General features: G+C 69.1%; 22 protein-coding genes and 1 tRNA gene. 11 read left to right on the top strand and 12 right to left on the bottom strand.

Features of this window, described 5'->3' with window-relative positions:
• Positions 1 to 9 precede the first annotated feature (9 nt).
• Entirely contained in the window at positions 10 to 846 is an 837-nt protein-coding gene (locus tag BLT28_RS31950) for a metal-dependent hydrolase (protein ID WP_052406787.1), read from the top strand.
• Here BLT28_RS31950 and BLT28_RS31945 read toward each other — a convergent pair whose 3' ends face one another.
• Positions 847 to 1,197 carry a YybH family protein gene (locus BLT28_RS31945; RefSeq protein WP_052406788.1) on the bottom strand — a complete coding sequence of 117 codons (351 nt, stop codon included), beginning with the start codon at positions 1,195 to 1,197 and terminating at the stop codon, positions 847 to 849.
• Here BLT28_RS31945 and BLT28_RS31940 point away from each other — a divergent pair.
• Complete coding sequence (locus tag BLT28_RS31940; protein ID WP_030426962.1) at positions 1,183 to 1,605, top strand: winged helix-turn-helix transcriptional regulator; 423 nt, start codon at positions 1,183 to 1,185, stop codon at positions 1,603 to 1,605. The genes BLT28_RS31945 and BLT28_RS31940 overlap by 15 nt on opposite strands.
• Here the strand turns inward: BLT28_RS31940 and BLT28_RS31935 are convergent.
• Positions 1,579 to 2,241: a TetR/AcrR family transcriptional regulator gene (locus tag BLT28_RS31935; RefSeq protein ID WP_231950497.1), complete on the bottom strand. Its 663-nt coding sequence runs from the start codon at positions 2,239 to 2,241 to the stop codon at positions 1,579 to 1,581. The two genes, BLT28_RS31940 and BLT28_RS31935, sit on opposite strands and share 27 nt — an antisense overlap.
• Before the next feature lie 93 nt (positions 2,242 to 2,334).
• On the opposite strand from BLT28_RS31935, the gene BLT28_RS31930 reads away from it, so the two are divergent.
• The 5 genes from BLT28_RS31930 (at position 2,335) to BLT28_RS31910 (ending at position 6,442) form a co-directional block, all read left to right on the top strand.
• On the top strand, positions 2,335 to 3,324 hold the full coding sequence (locus BLT28_RS31930) for a medium chain dehydrogenase/reductase family protein (protein ID WP_030426964.1): 990 nt from the start codon (positions 2,335 to 2,337) through the stop codon (positions 3,322 to 3,324).
• 143 nt (positions 3,325 to 3,467) lie between these two features.
• Positions 3,468 to 4,262: an ABC transporter permease gene (locus tag BLT28_RS31925; RefSeq protein WP_231950496.1), complete on the top strand. Its 795-nt coding sequence runs from the start codon at positions 3,468 to 3,470 to the stop codon at positions 4,260 to 4,262.
• Entirely contained in the window at positions 4,255 to 5,052 is a 798-nt protein-coding gene (locus tag BLT28_RS31920) for an ABC transporter permease (RefSeq protein WP_030426966.1), read from the top strand. The genes BLT28_RS31925 and BLT28_RS31920 overlap by 8 nt, the downstream gene beginning before the upstream one ends.
• Positions 5,049 to 6,038 carry an ABC transporter ATP-binding protein gene (locus BLT28_RS31915; RefSeq protein ID WP_030426967.1) on the top strand — a complete coding sequence of 330 codons (990 nt, stop codon included), beginning with the start codon at positions 5,049 to 5,051 and terminating at the stop codon, positions 6,036 to 6,038. The genes BLT28_RS31920 and BLT28_RS31915 overlap by 4 nt, the downstream gene beginning before the upstream one ends.
• Positions 6,039 to 6,079: 41 nt before the next feature.
• On the top strand, positions 6,080 to 6,442 hold the full coding sequence (locus BLT28_RS31910; protein ID WP_156050439.1) for a hypothetical protein: 363 nt from the start codon (positions 6,080 to 6,082) through the stop codon (positions 6,440 to 6,442).
• 7 nt (positions 6,443 to 6,449) lie between these two features.
• Here BLT28_RS31910 and rsmI read toward each other — a convergent pair whose 3' ends face one another.
• Complete coding sequence (gene rsmI / locus BLT28_RS31905; RefSeq protein ID WP_030426969.1) at positions 6,450 to 7,304, bottom strand: 16S rRNA (cytidine(1402)-2'-O)-methyltransferase; 855 nt, start codon at positions 7,302 to 7,304, stop codon at positions 6,450 to 6,452.
• A 91-nt stretch (positions 7,305 to 7,395) separates the two neighbouring features.
• Between rsmI and BLT28_RS31900 the strand changes: the two genes are divergently transcribed.
• Complete coding sequence (locus BLT28_RS31900; protein ID WP_081899957.1) at positions 7,396 to 8,952, top strand: dolichyl-phosphate-mannose--protein mannosyltransferase; 1,557 nt, start codon at positions 7,396 to 7,398, stop codon at positions 8,950 to 8,952.
• A 25-nt stretch (positions 8,953 to 8,977) separates the two neighbouring features.
• Here the strand turns inward: BLT28_RS31900 and BLT28_RS31895 are convergent, their stop codons facing one another.
• Both BLT28_RS31895 and BLT28_RS31890 read right to left on the bottom strand, forming a co-directional pair.
• Positions 8,978 to 9,979: a hypothetical protein gene (locus BLT28_RS31895; RefSeq protein ID WP_156050441.1), complete on the bottom strand. Its 1,002-nt coding sequence runs from the start codon at positions 9,977 to 9,979 to the stop codon at positions 8,978 to 8,980.
• Between the two features lie 110 nt (positions 9,980 to 10,089).
• Positions 10,090 to 10,926, bottom strand: coding sequence for an NAD(P)H-binding protein (locus tag BLT28_RS31890; protein WP_030426972.1), 837 nt, complete (start codon positions 10,924 to 10,926; stop codon positions 10,090 to 10,092).
• Between the two features lie 85 nt (positions 10,927 to 11,011).
• On the opposite strand from BLT28_RS31890, the gene BLT28_RS31885 reads away from it, so the two are divergent.
• Positions 11,012 to 11,611, top strand: a complete 600-nt coding sequence (locus tag BLT28_RS31885) for a TetR/AcrR family transcriptional regulator (RefSeq protein WP_169748554.1) — start codon at positions 11,012 to 11,014, stop codon at positions 11,609 to 11,611.
• Here the strand turns inward: BLT28_RS31885 and BLT28_RS31880 are convergent.
• Complete coding sequence (locus BLT28_RS31880; protein WP_030426974.1) at positions 11,586 to 12,206, bottom strand: TetR/AcrR family transcriptional regulator C-terminal domain-containing protein; 621 nt, start codon at positions 12,204 to 12,206, stop codon at positions 11,586 to 11,588. The genes BLT28_RS31885 and BLT28_RS31880 overlap by 26 nt on opposite strands.
• Before the next feature lie 85 nt (positions 12,207 to 12,291).
• On the opposite strand from BLT28_RS31880, the gene BLT28_RS31875 reads away from it, so the two are divergent.
• On the top strand, positions 12,292 to 12,738 hold the full coding sequence (locus tag BLT28_RS31875) for a hypothetical protein (protein ID WP_231950495.1): 447 nt from the start codon (positions 12,292 to 12,294) through the stop codon (positions 12,736 to 12,738).
• On the opposite strand, the gene BLT28_RS31870 is transcribed toward BLT28_RS31875, so the two are convergent.
• Positions 12,728 to 13,096, bottom strand: coding sequence for a hypothetical protein (locus tag BLT28_RS31870; RefSeq protein WP_156050443.1), 369 nt, complete (start codon positions 13,094 to 13,096; stop codon positions 12,728 to 12,730). The genes BLT28_RS31875 and BLT28_RS31870 overlap by 11 nt on opposite strands.
• Before the next feature lie 455 nt (positions 13,097 to 13,551).
• On the opposite strand from BLT28_RS31870, the gene BLT28_RS31865 reads away from it, so the two are divergent.
• Positions 13,552 to 14,208: a tyrosine-type recombinase/integrase gene (locus BLT28_RS31865; protein ID WP_407638831.1), complete on the top strand. Its 657-nt coding sequence runs from the start codon at positions 13,552 to 13,554 to the stop codon at positions 14,206 to 14,208.
• A 244-nt stretch (positions 14,209 to 14,452) separates the two neighbouring features.
• Here the strand turns inward: BLT28_RS31865 and BLT28_RS31860 are convergent, their stop codons facing one another.
• The 5 genes from BLT28_RS31860 to glp form a co-directional block, all read right to left on the bottom strand.
• Positions 14,453 to 16,231: a DNA/RNA helicase domain-containing protein gene (locus BLT28_RS31860; RefSeq protein WP_052406792.1), complete on the bottom strand. Its 1,779-nt coding sequence runs from the start codon at positions 16,229 to 16,231 to the stop codon at positions 14,453 to 14,455.
• Positions 16,232 to 16,555: 324 nt separating this feature from the next.
• Positions 16,556 to 16,628: transfer RNA gene (locus tag BLT28_RS31855), tRNA-Ala, on the bottom strand.
• Between the two features lie 60 nt (positions 16,629 to 16,688).
• Positions 16,689 to 17,483, bottom strand: a complete 795-nt coding sequence (sepX, locus tag BLT28_RS31850) for a divisome protein SepX/GlpR (RefSeq protein ID WP_030426978.1) — start codon at positions 17,481 to 17,483, stop codon at positions 16,689 to 16,691.
• A 150-nt stretch (positions 17,484 to 17,633) separates the two neighbouring features.
• Positions 17,634 to 18,293, bottom strand: coding sequence for a GNAT family N-acetyltransferase (locus tag BLT28_RS31845; protein WP_030426979.1), 660 nt, complete (start codon positions 18,291 to 18,293; stop codon positions 17,634 to 17,636).
• Positions 18,286 to 19,509 (bottom strand): molybdotransferase-like divisome protein Glp, encoded by a 1,224-nt coding sequence (gene glp, locus BLT28_RS31840; RefSeq protein ID WP_030426980.1) that lies wholly within the window; start codon positions 19,507 to 19,509, stop codon positions 18,286 to 18,288. The genes BLT28_RS31845 and glp overlap by 8 nt, the downstream gene beginning before the upstream one ends.
• Positions 19,510 to 19,515 lie beyond the last annotated feature (6 nt).

Below are 19,515 nucleotides of genomic sequence, written 5' to 3'. Positions count from 1 at the left end.
GGGCGCGGGATGTCGATGGGGCCGACGCACGCCATCAGTGGACTTGCGGCGTGGAGCGGGGTGGCGGTGCTGGGCGCCGCGTACGACTTCGGCAGCTTCACCGCCCCGGCCATCGTGGTCGGCGGGGCGCTGGCCACCGGCGCGGCGCTGCTGCCGGACCTGGACCACCCCAGCTCGACCGTGGCGCGCACCTTCGGGGCGATCAGCAAGAGCATGTCCGCCGGGATCAACTGGCTCAGCCACAAGATCTACCGGAGCACCAGGACGAAGAAGGACTCCAACCGGCACGGCGGGCACCGCGGGTTCACCCACACCATCGTCTTCGCGATCCTCGCCGGGCTGGCCACCACCGCGTTGATCCAGCTCAGCCACACCTACGCGCTGCCGTTCGTGATGTTCTTCTTCTGCGGCCTCGCGGTGCGCGGGCTGCTGCACGAGTGGTGCCCGAAGCGGGACGCGCTGACGATCACGCTGACCTCGGCCGGGTTGTCGCTGCTGTGCTGGCAGTGGGTCAACGGCGCGCCGGAGCTGGCCGGGGCCTGCGGGCTCGCGGTGACCATCGGCTGCGTCGCGCACTTCATCGGCGACGCGATCACCGAGATGGGCTGCCCGATGATGTGGCCGGTGCCGATCGCGGGCAAGACCTGGTACCCGATCGCCCCGCCGAAGATCATGCGGATGAAGACCGGCGGCAAGGTCGAGAACATGGTGGTCCTGCCCGCGTTCAGCCTGCTGGCGCTGTGGTTCTCGGTGGCGGCGCTGCAGGCCACCGGCGTGATGCCGTGGCTCGGCGTCGACCTGCTGCCCTGGGACACCACGCCGGTGGAGGGCATCGCCAAGCAGTAGTCAGGCGGTGCCGAACGGGTTGTCGATCACGTAGCGCCAGACCCCGTCCGGGCCGCGGCGGGCTACGTCGGTCGCCGTGCCGTGCACCTCACCGATGCTCCAGTCGACGATCAGCAGGGCGATGTCGCCCGCCACGTAGGTGTGCCGGGGCCGGACCTCGATCGGCTCCCCGAGCGCGAGCATCTTCTCGTTGGCGCGCTTGCGGTCCGGGCCGGTCACGGGATTGCCCGGACCGTCGACGAACACCCCGTCCGGCTCGTAGACGGCTTCGACGGCGGCACTGGAACCGGTGTTGAACGCCTCCCGGAACTGCTCGGGAAGGCGCACACTGGGCATGTGGTCGGTACTCATGGCACCAGCGAAGCGAAGCGTCTCGTCGGTCACCAAGCGGAAACCGACGTCGAACTCGTCCCCGACGCGCGCGGCCGCACGAACAGGCCTGAGCCCGGTTGCCCGGTCGAGGTCGCGCTCGCGGCGATCTCCGGCCGGTGGGCGACGCTCGTGCTGCGCGAGCTGATGCACGGTCCCTGCTCGTTCGGCGAGCTGCGGGCGCGACTGCCGTCCTTGACGGCGAAGGTGCTGACCGATCGGCTCGGCGAGCTGGTCGCGCAAGGGCTCGTCGTGAAGGACCGGCTGCCGGGCTTCCCCGTGCGCACGAGCTACCGGCTGACCGCGGCGGGCATGGAGCTGCGACCGCTGCTGATCGCCTTGTACGACGCGGGTTCGCGGGTGCTAGCCGCGCTCCCCCCACACGACTAGCGCCTCCACCTCGGCCTTGAAGACCAGCTCGGGATCGATGCCGGTCATCTCGAACTGGTTGGTGATCTCCAGGCTGATCACGCCGTGCAGGCGGGTCCAGACCGTGATCCCCCAGTGCAGCTGCTTGGGCGTCAGGTCCCCGGTCTGCATCTTGTCGCCCCACGCCCCGATCTGGCGGTGCAGCGCGGAGCGCCGGCTCGCGGGCTCCGGGTCCTCGCCGACGGTGGCCAGCACCGCCGTCATCGAGCGATGCGCGGCGGTGAGCGTTTCCATCGGCGCCCGGTAGCCCGGCACGGGCGTGCCGAAGAGCAGCAGGTAGCGGTGCGGCTGCGCGATCGCCCATTCGCGCATCGCCGTGGCCAGCGCGCGCATCTGCGTGGCGTGCCCCGAGCGCTGGGTGGCCGCGACCGCGCCTTCCACCGTGTCGGCGAGGTCGTTGTAGGCGTCCTCGATCAGATCCGTGAGCAGCGCGTCCCGGTTGGCGAAGTACCGGTAGAGCGCGGGACCGGTGACGCCCATGCGCTTGGCGATCGCGTTGACGGAGATCCCGCTCGGCCCCGACTCGGCCAGTTGCTCCAGCGCGATGCGCTTCGCCTCGTCCCGCGTCTGTTCGCGGTAGCGCTGCCTGCGGTCCACCTCGACCACCTCCCTTGACAACGCGACCCTAACAGGCTCAAGCTCTTGTTAGAAGTTCTAACGCAAGTAATAACCAGTCACTGGAGGCGGACCATGGAGATCGTGCTCACCGGCAAGGGCGGCCCGGAGATGCTGCGCATCACGGAGGGGGCGAAGCCGCGGCCGGGCAAGGGACAGCTCCTGGTGCGCACCGAGGCCAGCGGCGTGAGCTTCGCCGAGGTGCAGATGCTGCGCGGCCGCTACCCGCTGCAGCCGAAGTTCCCGTTCGTCCCCGGCTACGACCTGGTGGGCCGCGTGGTCGACGGCGAGGGCCTGCCGGCAGGCCAGCGAGTGGTGGCCCTGACGAGAACCGGTGCCTGGCGGGACGAGGTGGTGATCCCGGCCAAGATCGCTGTCCCGATCTCCGAGGACGTCGACCCCGGCGTGGCCGCCGCCGTCGCGATGAACGGTGTGACCGCGTGGGAGATGCTGCACGTGACCGCCAAGGTCCGCGCGGGCCAGACGGTGCTCGTACACGGAGCCGCGGGCGGCGTCGGCAGCCTCCTCGTCCAACTGGCCCGCCTCGCGGGTGCTCGCGTCATCGGCACGGCTTCGGCGGGCAAGCACGACCTGCTGCGCTCGCTCGGCGCCGAGCCCGTCGACTACCGCAAGGGCGATGTCGTCGCCCAGGTGCGCGCCCTCGCTCCGAACGGCGTGGACGCGGTCTTCGACCACGTGGGCGGCAAGAGCCTCGACGACTCGTGGAGTCTGCTCGCCCCAGGCGGTGTGCTGGCCAACTACGGCTCCGCGGGGACTTTGCGCGACACCGGGCACCCGCTGCGGCCCTACGTGGGGACTCTGCGCCGCATGGCGTGGTGGCAGCTCCGCAGGCTGGTCGGATTGACCGGCCGCCGCCGCGCGTCGATGTACTACGTGAAGCCCGGCGCGGGCTTCACGAAGGCGCTGACGGAGGTGCTGCGCCTCGTCGCCGCGGGCTCGCTGACCCCGCACATCGACCGCCGCATGCCCTTGACGGATGCCGTCAAGGCGCTGACGCTGCTCAGCACCGGCCAGGCCACCGGCAAGATCGTCCTCGAAGCCTGAACAGCCTGAATGAGTCATTGGGGACGCTCAACGCACCGAATGAGTCATTCAGTGCGTTCAAGTACCTCACTGACTCATTCAGTGCGCAACCCACGCCCCGACTGTCCAAAAAGGAGTTGCAACGGAGGCTAGCGTGGAATTTCGTGCGTGCGTTGATCGGGTGTTATCCACACCTCGCCGTCGCCGGATTCCACCGCTACTCCACCTACCGCTCGGCCGCCGTCGCGGCCCTGACCACCAACACCGCCTTCGGCCTCATGCGCATCGCGGTCCTGCTCAGCGTGCTCGGATCGCGCCGGCAGGTCGCGGGCTACGACGTCGGGAGCATCGCCAGCTACGTGTGGCTCGGGCAGGGCCTGCTCGGCGTCGTCATCCTCTGGGGCGGGCACGAACTGGCCGACCGCGTGCGCAGCGGCGACGTCGCCATCGACCTCGCCCGCCCCTGGAACCTGCAGTTCGCCCTGCTCGCCGAGGACTACGGGCGGGCCGGCTTCGCGATGCTGATCAGGTTCGCCCCGCCGATGCTGATCGGCTCGCTGCTGTTCGACCTCCGCTGGCCACAACACGATCACACGTGGGCGTTGTTCGCGCTGAGCGTCGTCCTCGCCGTCGCGATGAGCTTCGCGATCCGGTTCCTCCTCAGCCTCAGCGCGTTCTGGCTGCTCGACGCCCGCGGCGTGACCGCGATGTACGGGCTGCTCGGCGGTATCCTCTCGGGGCTGGCCGTGCCGCTGGCGTTCTTCCCCGACTGGGCCGTCGATGTCCTGTGGTGGACGCCGTTCCCCTCACTGCTGCAGAACACGATCGACGTGTTCGTGGAACGGGGCAGCCCGCTGCCGCCGCTCACCCACCAGGCGCTGTGGACGGTCGGACTGCTCGTCATCGGCCAGCTCGCGCTGCGCGCCGCCGAGCGGAAGCTGGTGGTGCAGGGTGGCTGACCGGGTCTACCTCGGCATCCTGGGTTCGCGGTTCCGCGCCCAGCTCTCCTACCGCGCGTCGTTCGTGCTCGACTTCGTCGCGCAGATGGTCGGGCAGGCGAGCGAGCTCGTCGTCATCCTCGTGCTCTTCGGGCGCGCCGAGGAGATGGGCGGCTTCGCCGTGCACGAGGTGCTGATCATGTACGGCATCGCGGGTGTCGGTTTCGGCCTGGCCGACCTGGTCGTCGGTCAGCTCGACGAGCTGCCGCGGATGATCAGGACCGGCCAGCTGGACGTGATGCTGATGCGGCCGCTGAGCACCCTCGCGCAGGTCGCCACCGGCGACATCCAGCTGCGCCGGGTGGGCCGGATCGTCGCGGCGCTGGCCGTCCTCGTCACCGTTCTGTCCACTTCGGACATCCAGTGGACCGCGCCCAAACTGCTGCTCGCCTGCACCGCCCCGCTGGTCGGCGCGGTGCTCTTCGGGTCGATCTGGGTGGTCGCGTGCTCGGTCTGCTTCTGGATCGTCGACGGACGCGAGCTGGCCAACACGGTCACCTACGGCAGCAACATGTTCACCTCCTACCCGATCACCGTCTACCCGCCGTGGCTGCGGCGGGTGCTGGCCTTCGTCATCCCGGGCGCGTTCGTCGCCTACTACCCCGCCCTCGCCCTGCTGGACCGGCCCGATCCCCTTGGCGCACCGGCATTCCTCGGCTGGTGCTCACCACTGGTCGCGGTCGCGGCCGTCGCCGTGGCCGGGCTCGCCTGGCGCTTCGCCGTCCGCCACTACCAAGGAACAGGATCATGAGCGCGCTCATCGTGGCGGACCGGCTCCGCCGCAGCTTCACCGTCTCCCACCGCGCCGGTTTCCTGCGCAGGCGCCGCACCGAAGTGGTCGCGGTCGACGCGGTGAGCTTCACCGTGGACCGGGGCGAGGCGGTCGGCTACGTCGGCCCCAACGGCGCGGGCAAGTCCACGACGATCAAGATGCTGACCGGGATCCTGACACCGTCCGCCGGCGGCGCCACGGTCTGCGGGCTCGACCCGGCGAAACAGCGGCGAGCACTGGCCGCGCGCATCGGCGTGGTGTTCGGCCAGCGCAGCCAGCTGTGGTGGGACCTGCCGCTCTCCGAGAGCTTCGAGCTGCTGCGCTCCATCTACCGCGTGCCGAAGGACGACTACCGCGAGCGGCTGGAGGAGTGCGTCGAACTGCTGGAGCTGACGCCGTTCCTGGCAACGCCGGTGCGACAGCTCTCCCTCGGTCAGCGCATGCGCGGCGAGGTCACCGCGGCGCTGCTGCACGATCCCGAACTGCTGGTGCTGGACGAGCCGACGATCGGGCTGGACCTGGAGTCCAAGGAACGGCTGCGCGCATTCCTCGCCGACCTCAACCAGCGCGGGACCACGCTGCTGCTGACCACGCACGACCTCGACGACATCGAGCGGCTGTGCGGGCGGCTGATGGTGATCGACCACGGGCGCGTGCTCGCCGACGGCCCGCTCGGCGAACTGCGCGCCGAGGTCGTCACCGAGCGGACGCTGGTCGTGGACCTCACCGAACCGCATCCGCCGCTGACCGGGCTCCCGGGCGTCCGCGAGGTGCGCACCGAACTCGACGGGCTCCGTCAACACCTGGTCTTCGGCCGTTCGGACACCACCGCCGCGGCGCTGATCTCGGCGCTCGTCGATCGGGTCGCCGTGCACGACGTCACGGTCGCCGAGCCGGAGATCGAGGAGTTGATCAGACGCCTGTACAAACGTTCAAGCAGTCCTGACGCTATGACCGATTTGTGAATAACCTCGGGGTGGAGAACCCCCGCTTCGAGGAGGAGTCCATGTCCACGACGCGCCGCTTGGCGATCGCCGTGCTGCCCCTGCTGATCACACTGGGCGGGTGCTCGCAGATCCAGGAAGCGGGCTCCAAGGCGAAGGTGTGCACCGAGGCACTGGCGCTCGCCGCGTTCACCCCGGACCCGAAGGACGGCGAGAAGGCCCAGAAGGAGACCCAGGAGACCGGCAACAAGCTGCACGAGCTGGCCAAGAACGTCAACGACGGCGACGTCAGCGGGGCCATCACCACGCTGGGCAACTCCTACGTCGACATGGCGAAGCAGCGGGTGGAGGACGCGGCCAACCTGCCGAAGTGGGTCGAGACCAAGGTCAAGCAGCTTGACGCGCTCCGTCAAGCCTGCCTCTAGGCACGACCTAGGACCGCTCGGCGAGAACGGCGTCGTAGAGCGCCTTCCGGCTGACCCCGGAGGAGGCGGCCACAGCCGCGGTCGCCTCCTTCAGCCGTTCTCCCCCGGCGACGCGCTCCTCGACGGCGGGCACGAGCGCGCGCACGTCGGTCACCGCTGACTCGTCCGCGGCGGCACCGGCGAGCACGACGGTGATCTCCCCGCGGACGCCTTCGTCGGCCCATTCGGCCAGCTCGCCGAGCCCGCCCCGGCGAACCTCCTCGTACTGCTTGGTCAGCTCGCGGCACACCGCGGCTTTCCGTTCCGCGCCAAGCACTTCCGCCGCGTCGGCAAGGGTCGCGGCGAGCCGGTGCGGCGCCTCGAAGAACACCACCGCCCGCTGTTCGGTGCGCAGCGCGGTCAGCCAGCGCCGCCGATCGCCGGTCTTGCGCGGCGGGAACCCCTCGAAGCAGAAGCGCTCGCACGGCAGCCCGGAGACGGCCAGCGCGGTGGTCACCGCGGAGGGGCCGGGCAGGCAGGTCACCGTGATGCCCTCGGCGGCGCAGGCGGCGACGAGCCGGTAGCCGGGGTCGGACACGCTGGGCATGCCCGCGTCGGTCACCAGCAACACCGTCGAACCGGAGCGGAGCGCGTCGAGCAGCATCGGCAGCCGGGTGTTCTCCACGGCGTCGTAGAAGCTCACGACCTTGCCCGCGGGCTGCACGTCCAGGGCGGCCGCGAGCGATCTGGTGCGCCTGGTGTCCTCGGCCGCGATCACCTCGGATTCCGCGAGCGCGGCGACCAGCCTCGGCGAGGCGTCCCTGGAGTCGCCCAGCGGCGTAGCGGCCAGCACCAAGCGCCCTGATCCCGATTCGACCTGCATGGACGTAGAGCCTTTCACGGCGTGGGCGCGCCGCCACCCGGCCCCTGTCTACGATCGTCCGGGTGAACCAGCGGAGAGAGGTGCGCTCCTGATGAGTATCGCGACGGCACCGGCGGCCGCGGAAGCCGGCGCTGGCGTCGAGGTGCAGCAGGAAAAGCCGTGGCAGCCGTTCGGCCCGCCACCACCGGCCGACCGGCTGCGCGGCTGGACGGTCGCGCTGACCCTGGCGCTGATCGGCGGCATCGTCCGGTTCTGGAACCTGGGCCATCCCGCGGACAAGGGCACACCGGTCTTCGACGAGAAGCACTACGTGCCGCAGGCGTGGCAGGTGCTGCGCAACGGCGGCTACGAGGACAACCCCGGCTACGAGCTGGTGGTGCACCCCCCGCTGGGCAAGCAGCTGATCGCCATCGGCGAGTGGATCTTCGGGTACAACGGCTGGGGCTGGCGGTTCAGCTCGGCCGTGTTCGGCACCGTCTGCGTGCTGCTGATCGTGCGGATCGCCCGCAGGCTGACCCGTTCCACGCTGCTCGGCGCGGTCGCCGGGGTCCTGCTGATCGCGGACGGCGTGAGCCACGTGTCCTCGCGCGTGGGGATGCTCGACATCTTCCTGGCCGTGTTCGTGGTCGGCGCCTTCGGCTGCCTGCTGGTCGACCGCGACCAGGTCCGCGCCCGGCTGACGGCGGCGATGACCGAGGGGTGGGTGGGCAACAGCCCGCTCGGCCCGCGGCTCGGCTTCCGCTGGTGGCGCTTCGGCGCGGGCGTGCTGCTCGGCCTCGGGTGCGCGGTGAAGTGGTCCGGCGTGTGGTTCATCGTCGCGTTCGGCCTGCTCAACGTGTTCTGGGATGTCACGGCGCGGCGCTCGGCCGGGGTGCGCAGGCCGTGGCTGGGCACCATCGCCAGGGACCTCGCCCCCGCGCTGTGGGCGCTGGCGGTCATCCCGCCGACGGTCTACTTCGGCACCTGGTGGGCGTGGTTCGCCAGCGAGACCGGCACCGACCGCTGGGCCGCCTCGATCAAGCTCACCGTGGACTCGTTCCTGCCGTTCCTGCCCGACTACCTGCGCGGGCTGCTCTACTTCCACAACAACGTGCTCGGGTTCCACACGAACCTGCACACCCCCGCGACCCCGCACCCGTGGGAGTCCAAGCCGTGGACCTGGCCGATGGGCCTGCGGCCGATGCTCTACTACTACGAGTCCGGCGCGGCGGCGCCCGGGTGCGGCCGCCAGGACTGCGTCGGCGCGGTCATGCTCATCGGGACGCCCGCGATGTGGTGGCTGGCGTTCCCGATGCTCGGCTGGGCCGTCTGGCGCACGCTGAGCAGGCTGGACTGGCGCTACTCCGCCGTGCTCGTCGGCTACGGGGCCGCCTGGGTGCCGTGGTTCTTCGACATCGACCGGCAGATGTACTTCTTCTACGCCACCGCGATGGCGCCGTTCCTGGTGCTCGGCCTGACCATGGCGCTCGGCGAGATCCTGGGCAAGGCCCGGGCGGGCTACGAACGACGGCGGACCGGGCTGCTCGTGCTCGCCCTCTACGTCGGCCTGGTGGTGGCGAACTTCGCCTGGCTGTGGCCGGTGCTGGTGGGCGACTCGATCACGCCGTGGCGGTGGAACGCGGAGCTGTGGCTGCCCTCCTGGCGGTGACCGCGCAGGAGGACAGCGGAGGGGCTCAGCCGCAGCGGTAGACCAGCGGGGTGTCCTTGTTGTCCGTGCGCGTGTAGACGGGCACGCCGCCGTCGTCGCCGACCTTTCCGGCGAACAGCTGCGGGCTGCTCGGCAGCGTCGCTTCAAGCTTGCCGTTGCGCCAGATCACCGTGCCCGAACCGGTACCGACGACGAGCCCGTCCCGGTTCACGCTCTGCGCCGAGCGGCCCTCCGGCAGGAAGCTGGCCTTGCCCGCCGCGTCCCACTGCACCGCGCGCAGGCCCGACCCGTCCGCCGGGCTGATCCAGCCGACCACCCGGCCCGCCGAGATCGCCTCGCCGGAGACGTCCTTCGACGCGACCGGCGGGACCAGCTTCGTCGCGACACCGCCGCGCCAGCGGTAGCCGGTCGGCGACCCGTTGGCCGTGACGACGTCGACCAGGACCGTCCCGTCCTCGTCGATGTCGTTGGCCACCGTGGTGTCCGTGCCCGGCAGGCCGGTCAGCTCGACCATTTGCCCCGGGCGGTCGGCGGGCCACATCACCGCGCGGCCCTTCTCACCCAGCTTCCGCACGTACTGGCCGACGATGTCCCCGCGGTCGTTCACCGCCTTGGCCGTGGCGGAGTACGTGCCTTCGGGAACCGGCAGCGCCTCGATGCGCGTCCCCACGGACCGCCACGCGCCGTAGGTGTACATGGTGCGCAGGCCGTGACCGACCACCGTGCCGGAGCGGTTCACGTCGGCGACAGTGACCAGGTACGGCGCGAACGGGACCTGGCCGTAGTCGACGACGGTGCCGGGCTTCCAGAGTGCGACCCGCTCCGGTCCGCTGCCCATCATGATCCCCGCGTAGCCACCCGCGTTGTCCGCGGCGACCGCGCGCCCCTGCGTCATACCGGTGGGCAGCGGCAGAGCCGCGGCCTTCCAGGTGCACGCCGCTTCGGCCGCCGCTGTCGTCCCGGGCCCGACGACGACGGCGGCCACCGCGGTCACGACCGCGGGCAGTGCCAGTCGAACTGCTCTCACGATTACCCCCTCAGGTAACCTTCGCGCTCACCCGAAAAGGATGAGACGCCCCAGGAAACCCAAGCTAGTGAGCACTCCGAACGGCGCGAACCCCTATCTTTTCCTTCCCCTTACCCGAAATCGCGGGCGTGCTCGGCCGCCCACCCGGCAAATGTGCGTGCGGGCTTTCCGGTGATCTTCTCGGTGATGTCGAAGATCTCGGCGGTCTTCCCGACGGAGTCACCGAGGTAGCCCAGCAGCGAGTCGATCACTCCGCTCGGCGCCCACCGCGACATCAGCTCGCGCGCCTGCTCGGGGGTCTGCTCCTCGAAGCGCACCGGCCGCCCGATGGCCTGCGCGATGAGCTCGACCTGCCTCCGCTGCGTGATCGACTCGGGACCGGTCAGCTCGTACGCCTTGCCCGCGTGCCCGTCGTCGAGCAGGGCGCGGACCGCCACGGCGGCGATGTCCTTCTCGTGCACCGGCGCCACCTGGGCGTCCGCGTACGGAGCCCGCACGACGCCCTCGGCCCGGATGCTGTGCGCCCACTGCAGGGTGTTCGCCGCGAACGCGCCCGGCCGCACGAACGTCCAGTCCATAGTGGACGCTTCGACGGCGCGCTCGACCAGGACGTGCCGCCTGCCGATCACGTCCTGGTCGGCATCACTTTCCTTGGCGGACAACGACGACAGCACGACCACGCGCCGCACCCCCGCGGCCTCGGCGAGCTCGACGAACCCACCGACCGCGTCCGGCTCGGGGAACAGGTACACATTGTCCACTTCGGACAGTGCTTCCGCGAGGGTCTCCGGCCGCGCCAGGTCCGCCGCGCGCACGTCGACTCCCTCGGGCAGCCCCGCCCGCTCCGGGCTGCGACTGGTGGCGCGCACCGACGCGCCCTCCGCCAGCAGCATCTCCACCACGTTGCGACCGACGTTGCCAGTGGCTCCGGTAACCAGAATCGTCATGACCCCAGCCTCAACCAACCGGATGATTACGTCAACCAAATAGCTGACTGATAATCTTCCGGCACCGATACCCCCAGGAGGACCAGTGTCTGCACCCCGTCGAGCGCCGAGCCCGGACGAACGCCGTCAGGACGCGGACCGCTCGCGGCGACTGCTGCTGTCCGCCGCGTTCGACGAGTTCGCCGCCAAGGGGTTCGCCGGCGCGCGGGTGCACGAGATCGCCGCGAAGGCGGGTGTCAACAAGCAGCTGATCAACTACTACTTCGGCGGCAAGGAAGGGCTCTACCGCGAGCTGCAGCAGGCGTGGCTGGACCGCGAGGCCACCTTCAACACTCCGCAGCAGCCGCTGGCCGACCTCGCCGTCCGCTACCTGCGCGAGAGCCTGGCCGACCCGCGCGGCATCCGGCTGATGGTCTGGCGCGGCCTGGACAGCTCGCCGACGCCGCCCGACGAGTCGCCCATCGACTCCGACCTCGCCTACCTCCGCGATCGCCAGCACGACGAGGAGCTCGCCCCCGACCTCGACCCGGCCGCCGTCCTGCTGCTGATGATGGCCGCGATCAGCGCCCCCATCGTGCTGCCCGACGTGACCAAGCGCCTCTTCGGCGTCGACCCCGCCAGCCCGGAGTTCGAGCAGCGCTACGGCGCCCAGATCCGCCTCATCCTGGAGAAGCTGTCCCGCTGAGCCGCCGCCCCAGTCCGTCCAGGACGATCTCGACGCCGAGCTCGAAAACGTCCTCTTCGGACAGTCGGGAATAGGCGGGCGCCACGCGGTGCAGATGCGGGAAATCGCTCAGCGCTTCAGCCGACAGGCCCGTCGCCGACCGCGCGTCCGACCGCGTGGAAGCGAGCACGTGCGCGGCGAGCAACCGGGCGATCCCCGCGACCTCGTCCTCCGAGAACCCTGCGCTGAGCAGAATGCGGACGGTCGTGTCGATGTGCCCGAGCCGACGCGGACCGCTCGGCGGACGCTCGCGCAGCAGCTCCGCCGCGTCCCGATGGCGCAGCAACAAGGCGCGGAACTGGCGCAACCCGTCGGCGAGCTGGTCCCGCCAGGACTGCGTCTCGTCGATGTCGAAGGCGTCCGCACAGATCGCTTCGGCCACCAGGTCGAGCAGTTCGGCCTTGTTGCGCACGTGCCAGTAGAGCGTCGGCGACTGGACACCGAGCTTGGCCGCCAGCCGACGAGTGCTCAGCTCGGCCAACCCCACCTCGTCCAGCAACTCCACCGCTGCCTCGGTTATCCGTCGCCGGTCCAGCCGTCGCGATCCGCCCTCCACCGGAAGACTCTATCAGTGATAGAGTCTTCCCTATCACTGATAGAGGGGGGCTCGAACGGTGACAGCCCGGACCCGGCGGCTGCAGGTGCTGGTACTGGCGTGCTCGATCGTCTTCACCATCGGCACCGCGTTGCAGAACTTCGTCATCGTCAATGTGGACATGCTCGAACACACGATGCGATTGGCCGGTCAGACCGCGGAACAAGCGGCGACCAACGCTCCCGGTTTCCTGACTGGATTCCGCATCGTCGGCTGCGTCTACATCGTCGGCAACGCCATCGGCCTGTTCGCGCTTTCCGGCCGGAATTGGGTGTTCTGGGTGGCACTGGTGGTCAATCTGACCCAGGCCGCAGGAGTACTCATGATCCCGTTCGAGGTATTCCGCGCTTCGCTCGACCTCTACGGCGTGCCCGGCCTACTGCCCTCCGTCATCACCGATGGCGGCGCACTCCTGCTCACCCTCGTGCTCGTCGCGTCCCTGCTCCGCTACCGCGCCCCTTGGGCCCGCCTGCTCGCCGACGTCAGACCTTGAACGCAGGCGTCCTGACGACGCCCTTCCCGTCGCCGCGGTAGAAGTCCACCTGGTACTTGCCCTTCGGCACCTTCACGGAGAGGGTCTTCCCCGCGTGAGTGCCGTACTTCTTGCCCGTGGACAGGTTCACGGCCTGAATCCAGACCACCGCGCCGTTCGCCGTCTTCCTCGTCTGCCCCTTGCCGGTGATCTTTCCGTCGGAGGCGGAGGCGCACACCTTCAGGTCCGCCGGCCAGACCCCGCCCGGCCCCCAGTCGCTGCAGTGCTGCGCGGCCGCCGAGGCCGCAGGAGCGACCGCCACCAAAGCGGCCCCCACCACACCGGCCAGCACACCCCGACGAACAACCCCAAAGACCATCTTCATTCCTCCTTCAACGGATTCACCTACTCCGTATACGCGTCAGGAACCCACCCCGTTGCCCTCCCCATCCCCCTTTCGCCCCCACCCGAATCGAAAGCAGCACAACAGACCACGAAAGCCACAACGACACAACCCGCCCGCCGGTCCCCAAACCGCATCACGCCGGTTCCAGAGGAGCCCGCACCGCAGGAGATTCGGGGGTCGCTCCTCCGACGAACACGAAAAACCGGGAGAACCGCAACTGCGGAGCGAAGGGACCGAGCCCCTGACCGTCTCATGCACGAGGAAGTCCAGCTACCACGTCCGCGACGTTCAGCAGTGGCTCAATCGCATTCCGGATATCTGCCAGTGCTGCGCGCAAGGCAAGGACGCCCGGCGCTCCAAGATCAAAAGGTGCTATTGCACTGTTGGTGCTGTAAGGAAGCCCACTCGGCGCGGAGGCTCGCCGGTTCCTGGAGTCGGCTCAGCGTGACGGCGATCCGATGTACCCGGCGTACGTCCTGGTGCTGGTGCTCGGTCTGCGCCTGAGTGAAGTCTTGGGCCAGGTCTGGGCCGCCGCCGTGGACTTCGAGGACGGAGAGCTGTCCATAGGGCTCCAGTTGCAACTCGTGAGCCGGGAGCTGCTGCACCGGGCGACGAAGACGGCCGCGTCCGAGGACACGCTTCCAATGGTGGGCTTCAGCGCGGCTGTCCTCGGCCAGAGAAAGGATCAGCAGGAGGCTGACCGAAGGCGGGCTGGTGACGAGTGGCAGCACTCCGGCTTGATCTTCACGACCAAGCCCGGGACGCTGATCGAGCCCCGCAACTTCAAGCGCTCGTGGACCAACCGGCGCAAGCGGGCCGGGGTTCGGCGAATCACCGTGCACGGTGGCCGCCGGACCTGCGGAACGCTGCTCGTTGCCAATCATGCGGCGGTGCCCGGCCCGGATGGCCGGGCACCGCCGCACGGCGTCAGTTCTCCTGCGGCGGGTGGGTTGCCGTCGCAGCGCGTCGCTTCGCCCGCCGCCAACACACGAGTCCCGCGCCCGCTGCACCAGCAGCCCCAGCGCCGCCGAGTGCGGCCGGCCAGACCTGGTAAAGCACGAGAGCGACGAGCGCAGGTGGGATGACCATGATCACAGTGATCGTCACAAACAACGGGATCAACAGGCTGCGCAGCCGGGTGCTTCGCTTCTCGTCGTCCAGCACCCAGGGAAGAATGCCGGAAATCCCTTTCGGTGGCGCGATTTGCCCGTCAGGTCCATCGTGACCATGCTTTGTTCGCATGCATTTCTCCGAACGTACGAGGGCGTGTCCGCCGAGGCGGAAGCCCGATGCCGTTACTGATTAGATCGATACTGCAGAACTACAAATTCAGGCACCGAGATTCGAGGGAATCTCAGACGCCGACGGAGGCACGAGGCTGCAAAGCTTGTCCCGTGTCTCCGGGTCCGCGGAGTAGAGCACCACCCCCGATCGCCCCCTGGTGAGTAGGACGCGATAGGTGCGGCGAATATAGGCAGAGAAAGCTTCGTCCGAGATTCGCCGAAGGCTGGAGTCCCGATTCGCCAAGCGATTGGCCACCCAGTGATCGCCACGCCATACCAGGTCCGGTCCTATGATCACACCGACCCAGTCGAACTCGAAGCCCTGGACGTTGTAAATCATGCCGACTTGGCCGAATCCTTTCGGATCAACTGCCCATGTGTGCGCCGACGGCAGGCCGTTTACTCCCCGAGCACCCTTAGCGCTCCATGGCTTCCGCCAGTCACCGATAACGATGTCGTCTACCAGCGGCTGGCCGGGATGCGCGTCGCTCCAGGGCCAGCACATTCCTGCCACGATTCGCGCGGTGTGCCCGGCTTCGACCTCGGAAACGAGGCGCTCCTCGAGCTCTGTAGGCGTGTCGGCGATCTTGACGACAAATTCCGGCTCACCTGTCCACTTGACGGGGCCGTTTCCGCGCTCGTCCAGCTCCAACAGGCGACTCACCCAGTCGGGATACATGACATTTCCACCGGCGCGGAACTGCCCACCGAGCTCAAATCGACGAACCGGGATTCCTTGCTGGGCGGCTGCCGCCTCGATAAGCGCCAAGGTGCCGATCTCACCCGGTCGTACGGCCTGTTCCTCGTCAAGAAGGAAGACTGTGACCTTTGCTGCGTTGATTAGCTCGTCGATCTGGGACCTGCCGGTGCGGTGGGCTCTGGGCGTGTAGCGATTCACGGACGATTCGCGGATTCGGTGTGCCTCGTCGCAGATGAGGACGTCTACTGCGGACGGCGGCGCGCCAGTGAAGGCGTTGAAGTACGTGAATAGTCGCTGCAATTTGGATGACCTACTCCCCGCTGTCTTGCGCAGGGAGCTGGTGAACGAAGCAGAAGCAGTCGCGTGCATCACTGTGTAGTCACTTCGGCACAGCTCGGTCAGGACCGTCAAGCCGAGAGTGCTTTTCCCGCTTCCAGAAGGCCCAACACCAATGATGATCTTCTGAGCACCGGACACACGAGCCAGCTCAGCGGCGTGGCGGATCGCGAGACGCGCCGCCATCTGCTGGTCCAGCAGTACGAATTCGTCCGTTTTGTTCAGGGGAAGAGACAGCAGCGGACGCAACGGGCGGGTAGCGCTCGTCAACAGTTGATCTACGGCTGCAGTCGAAGGCCCAACTGCCAACCGCGACCGGAGAAACGTCCGCAGCTCCGCCGCATCCGAGCCGGTGAAGAGCCGGTCACTGGGCGGGACATCCTCGCGTCGTGCATCCGGCAGATACGCCATGCCGATCACAGCGTTATCGCTTCCGCGCAGACTTGCGGTTAGGTTCGCGAGGTAGGCGGCGTACTGGTCGGCTTGGACCACGGGATCCAGGAGTCTCCGCAGGTCGGATGATTTGACGAGCTCAGGCTCATCCGGGTCTGCGGCATATCGACGCCACGACTTGATCTCGACAACGACATAGGACGGCTGGGCGGTCTCAGGGTCGACGCCGGCAAGGACTACGTCCGCGTGCGACGCTGCATGGGGCAACCGATACTCGACGAGCATGCCGACCTCGCCGAGCCCAGCGGTGTCGAGTTCCCGAGCTAGGGCGAACACACCCTCGCGCACGTCACGCGGCCCGCAGACCAGCTCGCGCGGGCTCACACGCAAGGTCATCAAAACTCCATACAGTGTTGGCATGTCCGCGCACACGGAAGCCAGAAGTGTGTATGTCGCCGTCGAGGGTAGTTGAGCGGCCAGCGCCCGGTGCAGGACACCCCGTGCAGAACCTCAGCCAACAGCCGAGGCACCGATCGTGCCAGGGCCGGAAACCCACCATGGGGTGTCGGAGAAGTTCTCATTCAAGCCAAGTCCGCACAGGACGCTCTGCAATAGCTCGAGGACAGCCTCGAAGGTAAGTGAGTCGCTGCTGTACTTCGCTGCTGTACGAGCACGAAAGAGGCCGTCCACGATCTACTGTGGACGGCCTCTGACTTGCTGTGGAGCTGAGGGGAATCGAACCCCTGACCTTCTCGATGCGAACGAGACGCGCTACCAACTGCGCTACAGCCCCGTGTTCTGTTGTGGGGGAAGCATAACAGTAGGTGGGGGGTGCTTCGCGCACCCCCCACCTTCACTCGCCTGATGCCCGCCGGTACGTCATTTGCGCAGGTGGATCCAGGTGCTCGAAGGTCGGGTCCTCGTCGTCGAGGTCGATCATCTCGGCGCTGGGGCGGGAGGAGCAGCGGGTGCCCGCCGGCTTGGTGACCGCCTTGGGGGCGGGCACCTCGTAGGTCTCGGCGTCGTCGTCCTCGTCGACCTGGTCGTGCTCGGTGACGATCTCGTCCTCGTCGGTGCCGCGCATGCGGGCCAGCCTGCGGTTTCGGATCTCCTCCTCGATGCGGACCTGGCGGCGGAGGTAGGTCAGGTAGGCGACGAGGATCACATCGGTGGCGCCGTGCGCCCACCACAGCATCGGCATCGCGAAGCCCGCGAGGAGGCCGGTGGCGAGGGCGAGCAGCAGCATGCCCAGGACGACGCGCTGCCGGAACTGGTACTTGGCGCGCGCGACCATGGCGGCGAGCTCGGGGTCGAAGCCGCCTCGGCCCGGCCGGTAGCGGCGGCGGGCGCGGCGGTTGACCGACTCGTCGCCGTAGTCCTCGGCGTAGTGATCGGAGTAGCTGTCGTAGTCCTCGGAGTCCTCGGCGGGCTCCGGTGCCCGTCGTGCGGGCATGGCGAACACCTCCTGCGCGTTCTCCTCCGGAAGCTGTGCCCCGCGCACGGTGCGTTCACCGCCGCGCCGGACGACTCTGCCCGTGAGCGCAGAGTCGGCTGTTCTGGCGACCGGCTTTCGGCGCCGCGCCACCATGGGTACGAGAACGACGAGCCAGGCTGCCGCGAGAGCGGCGAAGATCAACGAGCTCGGCACGCCTGTCCACCTCCCCCACACCACACCCGACATTCATACGTGAACGCCACGTTAGTCACACCAGTCACACCTGTGTCGGAGCCACGCCGCCGGTCAATACTCCCGGGGTATGTCGATCATTACTCGAACGGGGGAAGAATTCCGCCGGAATCAGGGAATGCGAGCCAGCCCACGCCGCACCAGCCGGGCCACCATGCCCGCACCGACCTCCTCCTCGGTGAACGCGAGGCTGAGGTGGTCGCGCCACGCGCCGCCGACGTCGAGGTAGCGCTCGTAGAGCCCTTCCCTGCGGAACCCGAGCTTGTCGAGCACGCGCAGGCTGGGCTCGTTCTCCGGCCGCACGGTCGCCTCCAGCCGGTGCAGGCCGGCGGGCCCGAAGCTGTGGTCGGCGACCAGGGCGACCGCGGCCGTAGCCACTCCGCCCCCGGTCAGCTCGCTGGCCACCCAGTAGCCGACCCAGCCTGAGCGCAGCGCGCCGCGCTGGATGTTGCCGACGGTGACCTGCCCGGCGAGCCGCCCGTCGACCACGATCATGAACGGCAGGGCGAGGCCGCGCCTGGCCAGCGACCGCAGCGCGGCCCACTGCGGCGGCCAGGCCAGCAGCGAGTTGCGCTCCTCCCAGCCCTGCCCGTACGAGCTGGGCTCCCACCGCTCCAGGTGGGCGCGGTCGCGCTGCCGGGTGGAACTCCACGCGCTCGCGTCGCGCAGGCGCGGCGGGCGCAGTTCGAGGGTGCCCCCGGCGACGACCAGCGGCCCCAGCCGGGCCGGCCAGCCGGGGTGGCGTCCCTCCGGCGGCCGGAAGTCAGCCACGCTGGGCCAGGAAGCTCACCGCCACCTGTTCCCCGACCAGGACGTCGGTGGTGTCCTCGTCCAGCAGGATCAGGCAGTTCGCCTCCGCCAGCGAGGCCAGCAGGTGTGAGCCGGAGGTGCCCAGCGGCTGCACCAGGTACTCGTTGGTCTCGGTGTCGCGCATGAGCTGTCCGCGCAGGAATCCCTTGCGCCCCTTGGTGGAGGTCACCGGGGAGACCAGGCGCGCGTTCACCCTGCGGCGCTGCGGGTTGCGCTTGCCGAGCGCGGTGCGGATCAACGGCCGGATCAGCACCTCGAAGATCACCAGCGCGCTGATCGGGTTGCTCGGCAGCAGGAAAGTGGGCACCTCGTCCGGACCGAGCCTGCCGAAGCCCTGCACCGAGCCGGGGTGCATCGCCACCCGGGTCTCGTCCAGCTCGCCGAGGTCGGACAGCGCGCTGACGATCTCCTCGCCGCCGTTGCCGCCGATCGCGCCTGCGATCACCACGATCTCGGAGATCAGCAGCCGTCCCTCGACGATCTCGGCGAACCGGGACGGCTCGGTCGTGACCACACCGACCCGGCTGACCTCGGCGCCCGCGTCCCTGGCCGCTGCGGCCAGTGCGTAGGAGTTGACGTCGTAGACCTGCCCCGGCCCCGGCGTGCGGTCGATGTCCACCAGCTCCTCGCCGATGGAGATGATCGACACCCGCGGTCTGGGGTGCACCAGCACCTTGTTGCGGCCGACCGCGGCGAGCAGGCCGACCTGGGCGGCCCCGATCGCCGAGCCCATGCGCACGGCGACGTCGCCGGTCTGCACGTCCTCGCCGGTGCGGCGGACGAACGCGGCCGAGGGCACCGGGCGCTGCACGGAAACCCTGGCCGGGTGCTCGTCGGTGTAGGCGAGCGGCACCACGGCGTCGGCCAGCGTCGGCAGCGGAGCCCCGGTTGCCACCCGCACCGCCTGACCGGGCTGCAGGCGGCTGGGCTGGCGGGATCCGGCCTGGATCTCCCCGACCACGGGCAACACGACCGGATCGGTGCCCGCCTGCTGCACGTCGACGCTGCGCACGGCGTAGCCGTCAACGGCCGCCTGGTCGAAGCCGGGCAGTGCTCGCTCCGCCACGACCTCCTCGGCGCACAGCAGGCCCTGCGCCTCGGAGATGGCCACCCGCACTGGGGACGGCTGCACCGCGGCGCGGAGGACGCGGGCCAGCTGCTCGTCTACGGACCTCATAACTTC

Source organism: Allokutzneria albata (assembly GCF_900103775.1).
Lineage (GTDB): Bacteria > Actinomycetota > Actinomycetes > Mycobacteriales > Pseudonocardiaceae > Allokutzneria > Allokutzneria albata.
The sequence above is the reverse complement of the archived record's forward strand: the minus strand, read 5'-3'. Positions and strand labels throughout refer to the sequence as shown.

Coding starts and splice junctions, on each gene's coding strand:
- BLT28_RS31950 (WP_052406787.1), top strand. CDS start 10: ATGTCGATGGGGCCGACGCACGCCATCAGTGGACTTGCGGCGTGGAGC.
- BLT28_RS31945 (WP_052406788.1), bottom strand. CDS start 1,197: ATGAGTACCGACCACATGCCCAGTGTGCGCCTTCCCGAGCAGTTCCGG.
- BLT28_RS31930 (WP_030426964.1), top strand. CDS start 2,335: ATGGAGATCGTGCTCACCGGCAAGGGCGGCCCGGAGATGCTGCGCATC.
- BLT28_RS31915 (WP_030426967.1), top strand. CDS start 5,049: ATGAGCGCGCTCATCGTGGCGGACCGGCTCCGCCGCAGCTTCACCGTC.
- BLT28_RS31910 (WP_156050439.1), top strand. CDS start 6,080: ATGTCCACGACGCGCCGCTTGGCGATCGCCGTGCTGCCCCTGCTGATC.
- rsmI (WP_030426969.1), bottom strand. CDS start 7,304: ATGCAGGTCGAATCGGGATCAGGGCGCTTGGTGCTGGCCGCTACGCCG.
- BLT28_RS31900 (WP_081899957.1), top strand. CDS start 7,396: ATGAGTATCGCGACGGCACCGGCGGCCGCGGAAGCCGGCGCTGGCGTC.
- BLT28_RS31890 (WP_030426972.1), bottom strand. CDS start 10,926: ATGACGATTCTGGTTACCGGAGCCACTGGCAACGTCGGTCGCAACGTG.
- BLT28_RS31870 (WP_156050443.1), bottom strand. CDS start 13,096: ATGGTCTTTGGGGTTGTTCGTCGGGGTGTGCTGGCCGGTGTGGTGGGG.
- BLT28_RS31860 (WP_052406792.1), bottom strand. CDS start 16,231: ATGACCTTGCGTGTGAGCCCGCGCGAGCTGGTCTGCGGGCCGCGTGAC.
- glp (WP_030426980.1), bottom strand. CDS start 19,509: ATGAGGTCCGTAGACGAGCAGCTGGCCCGCGTCCTCCGCGCCGCGGTG.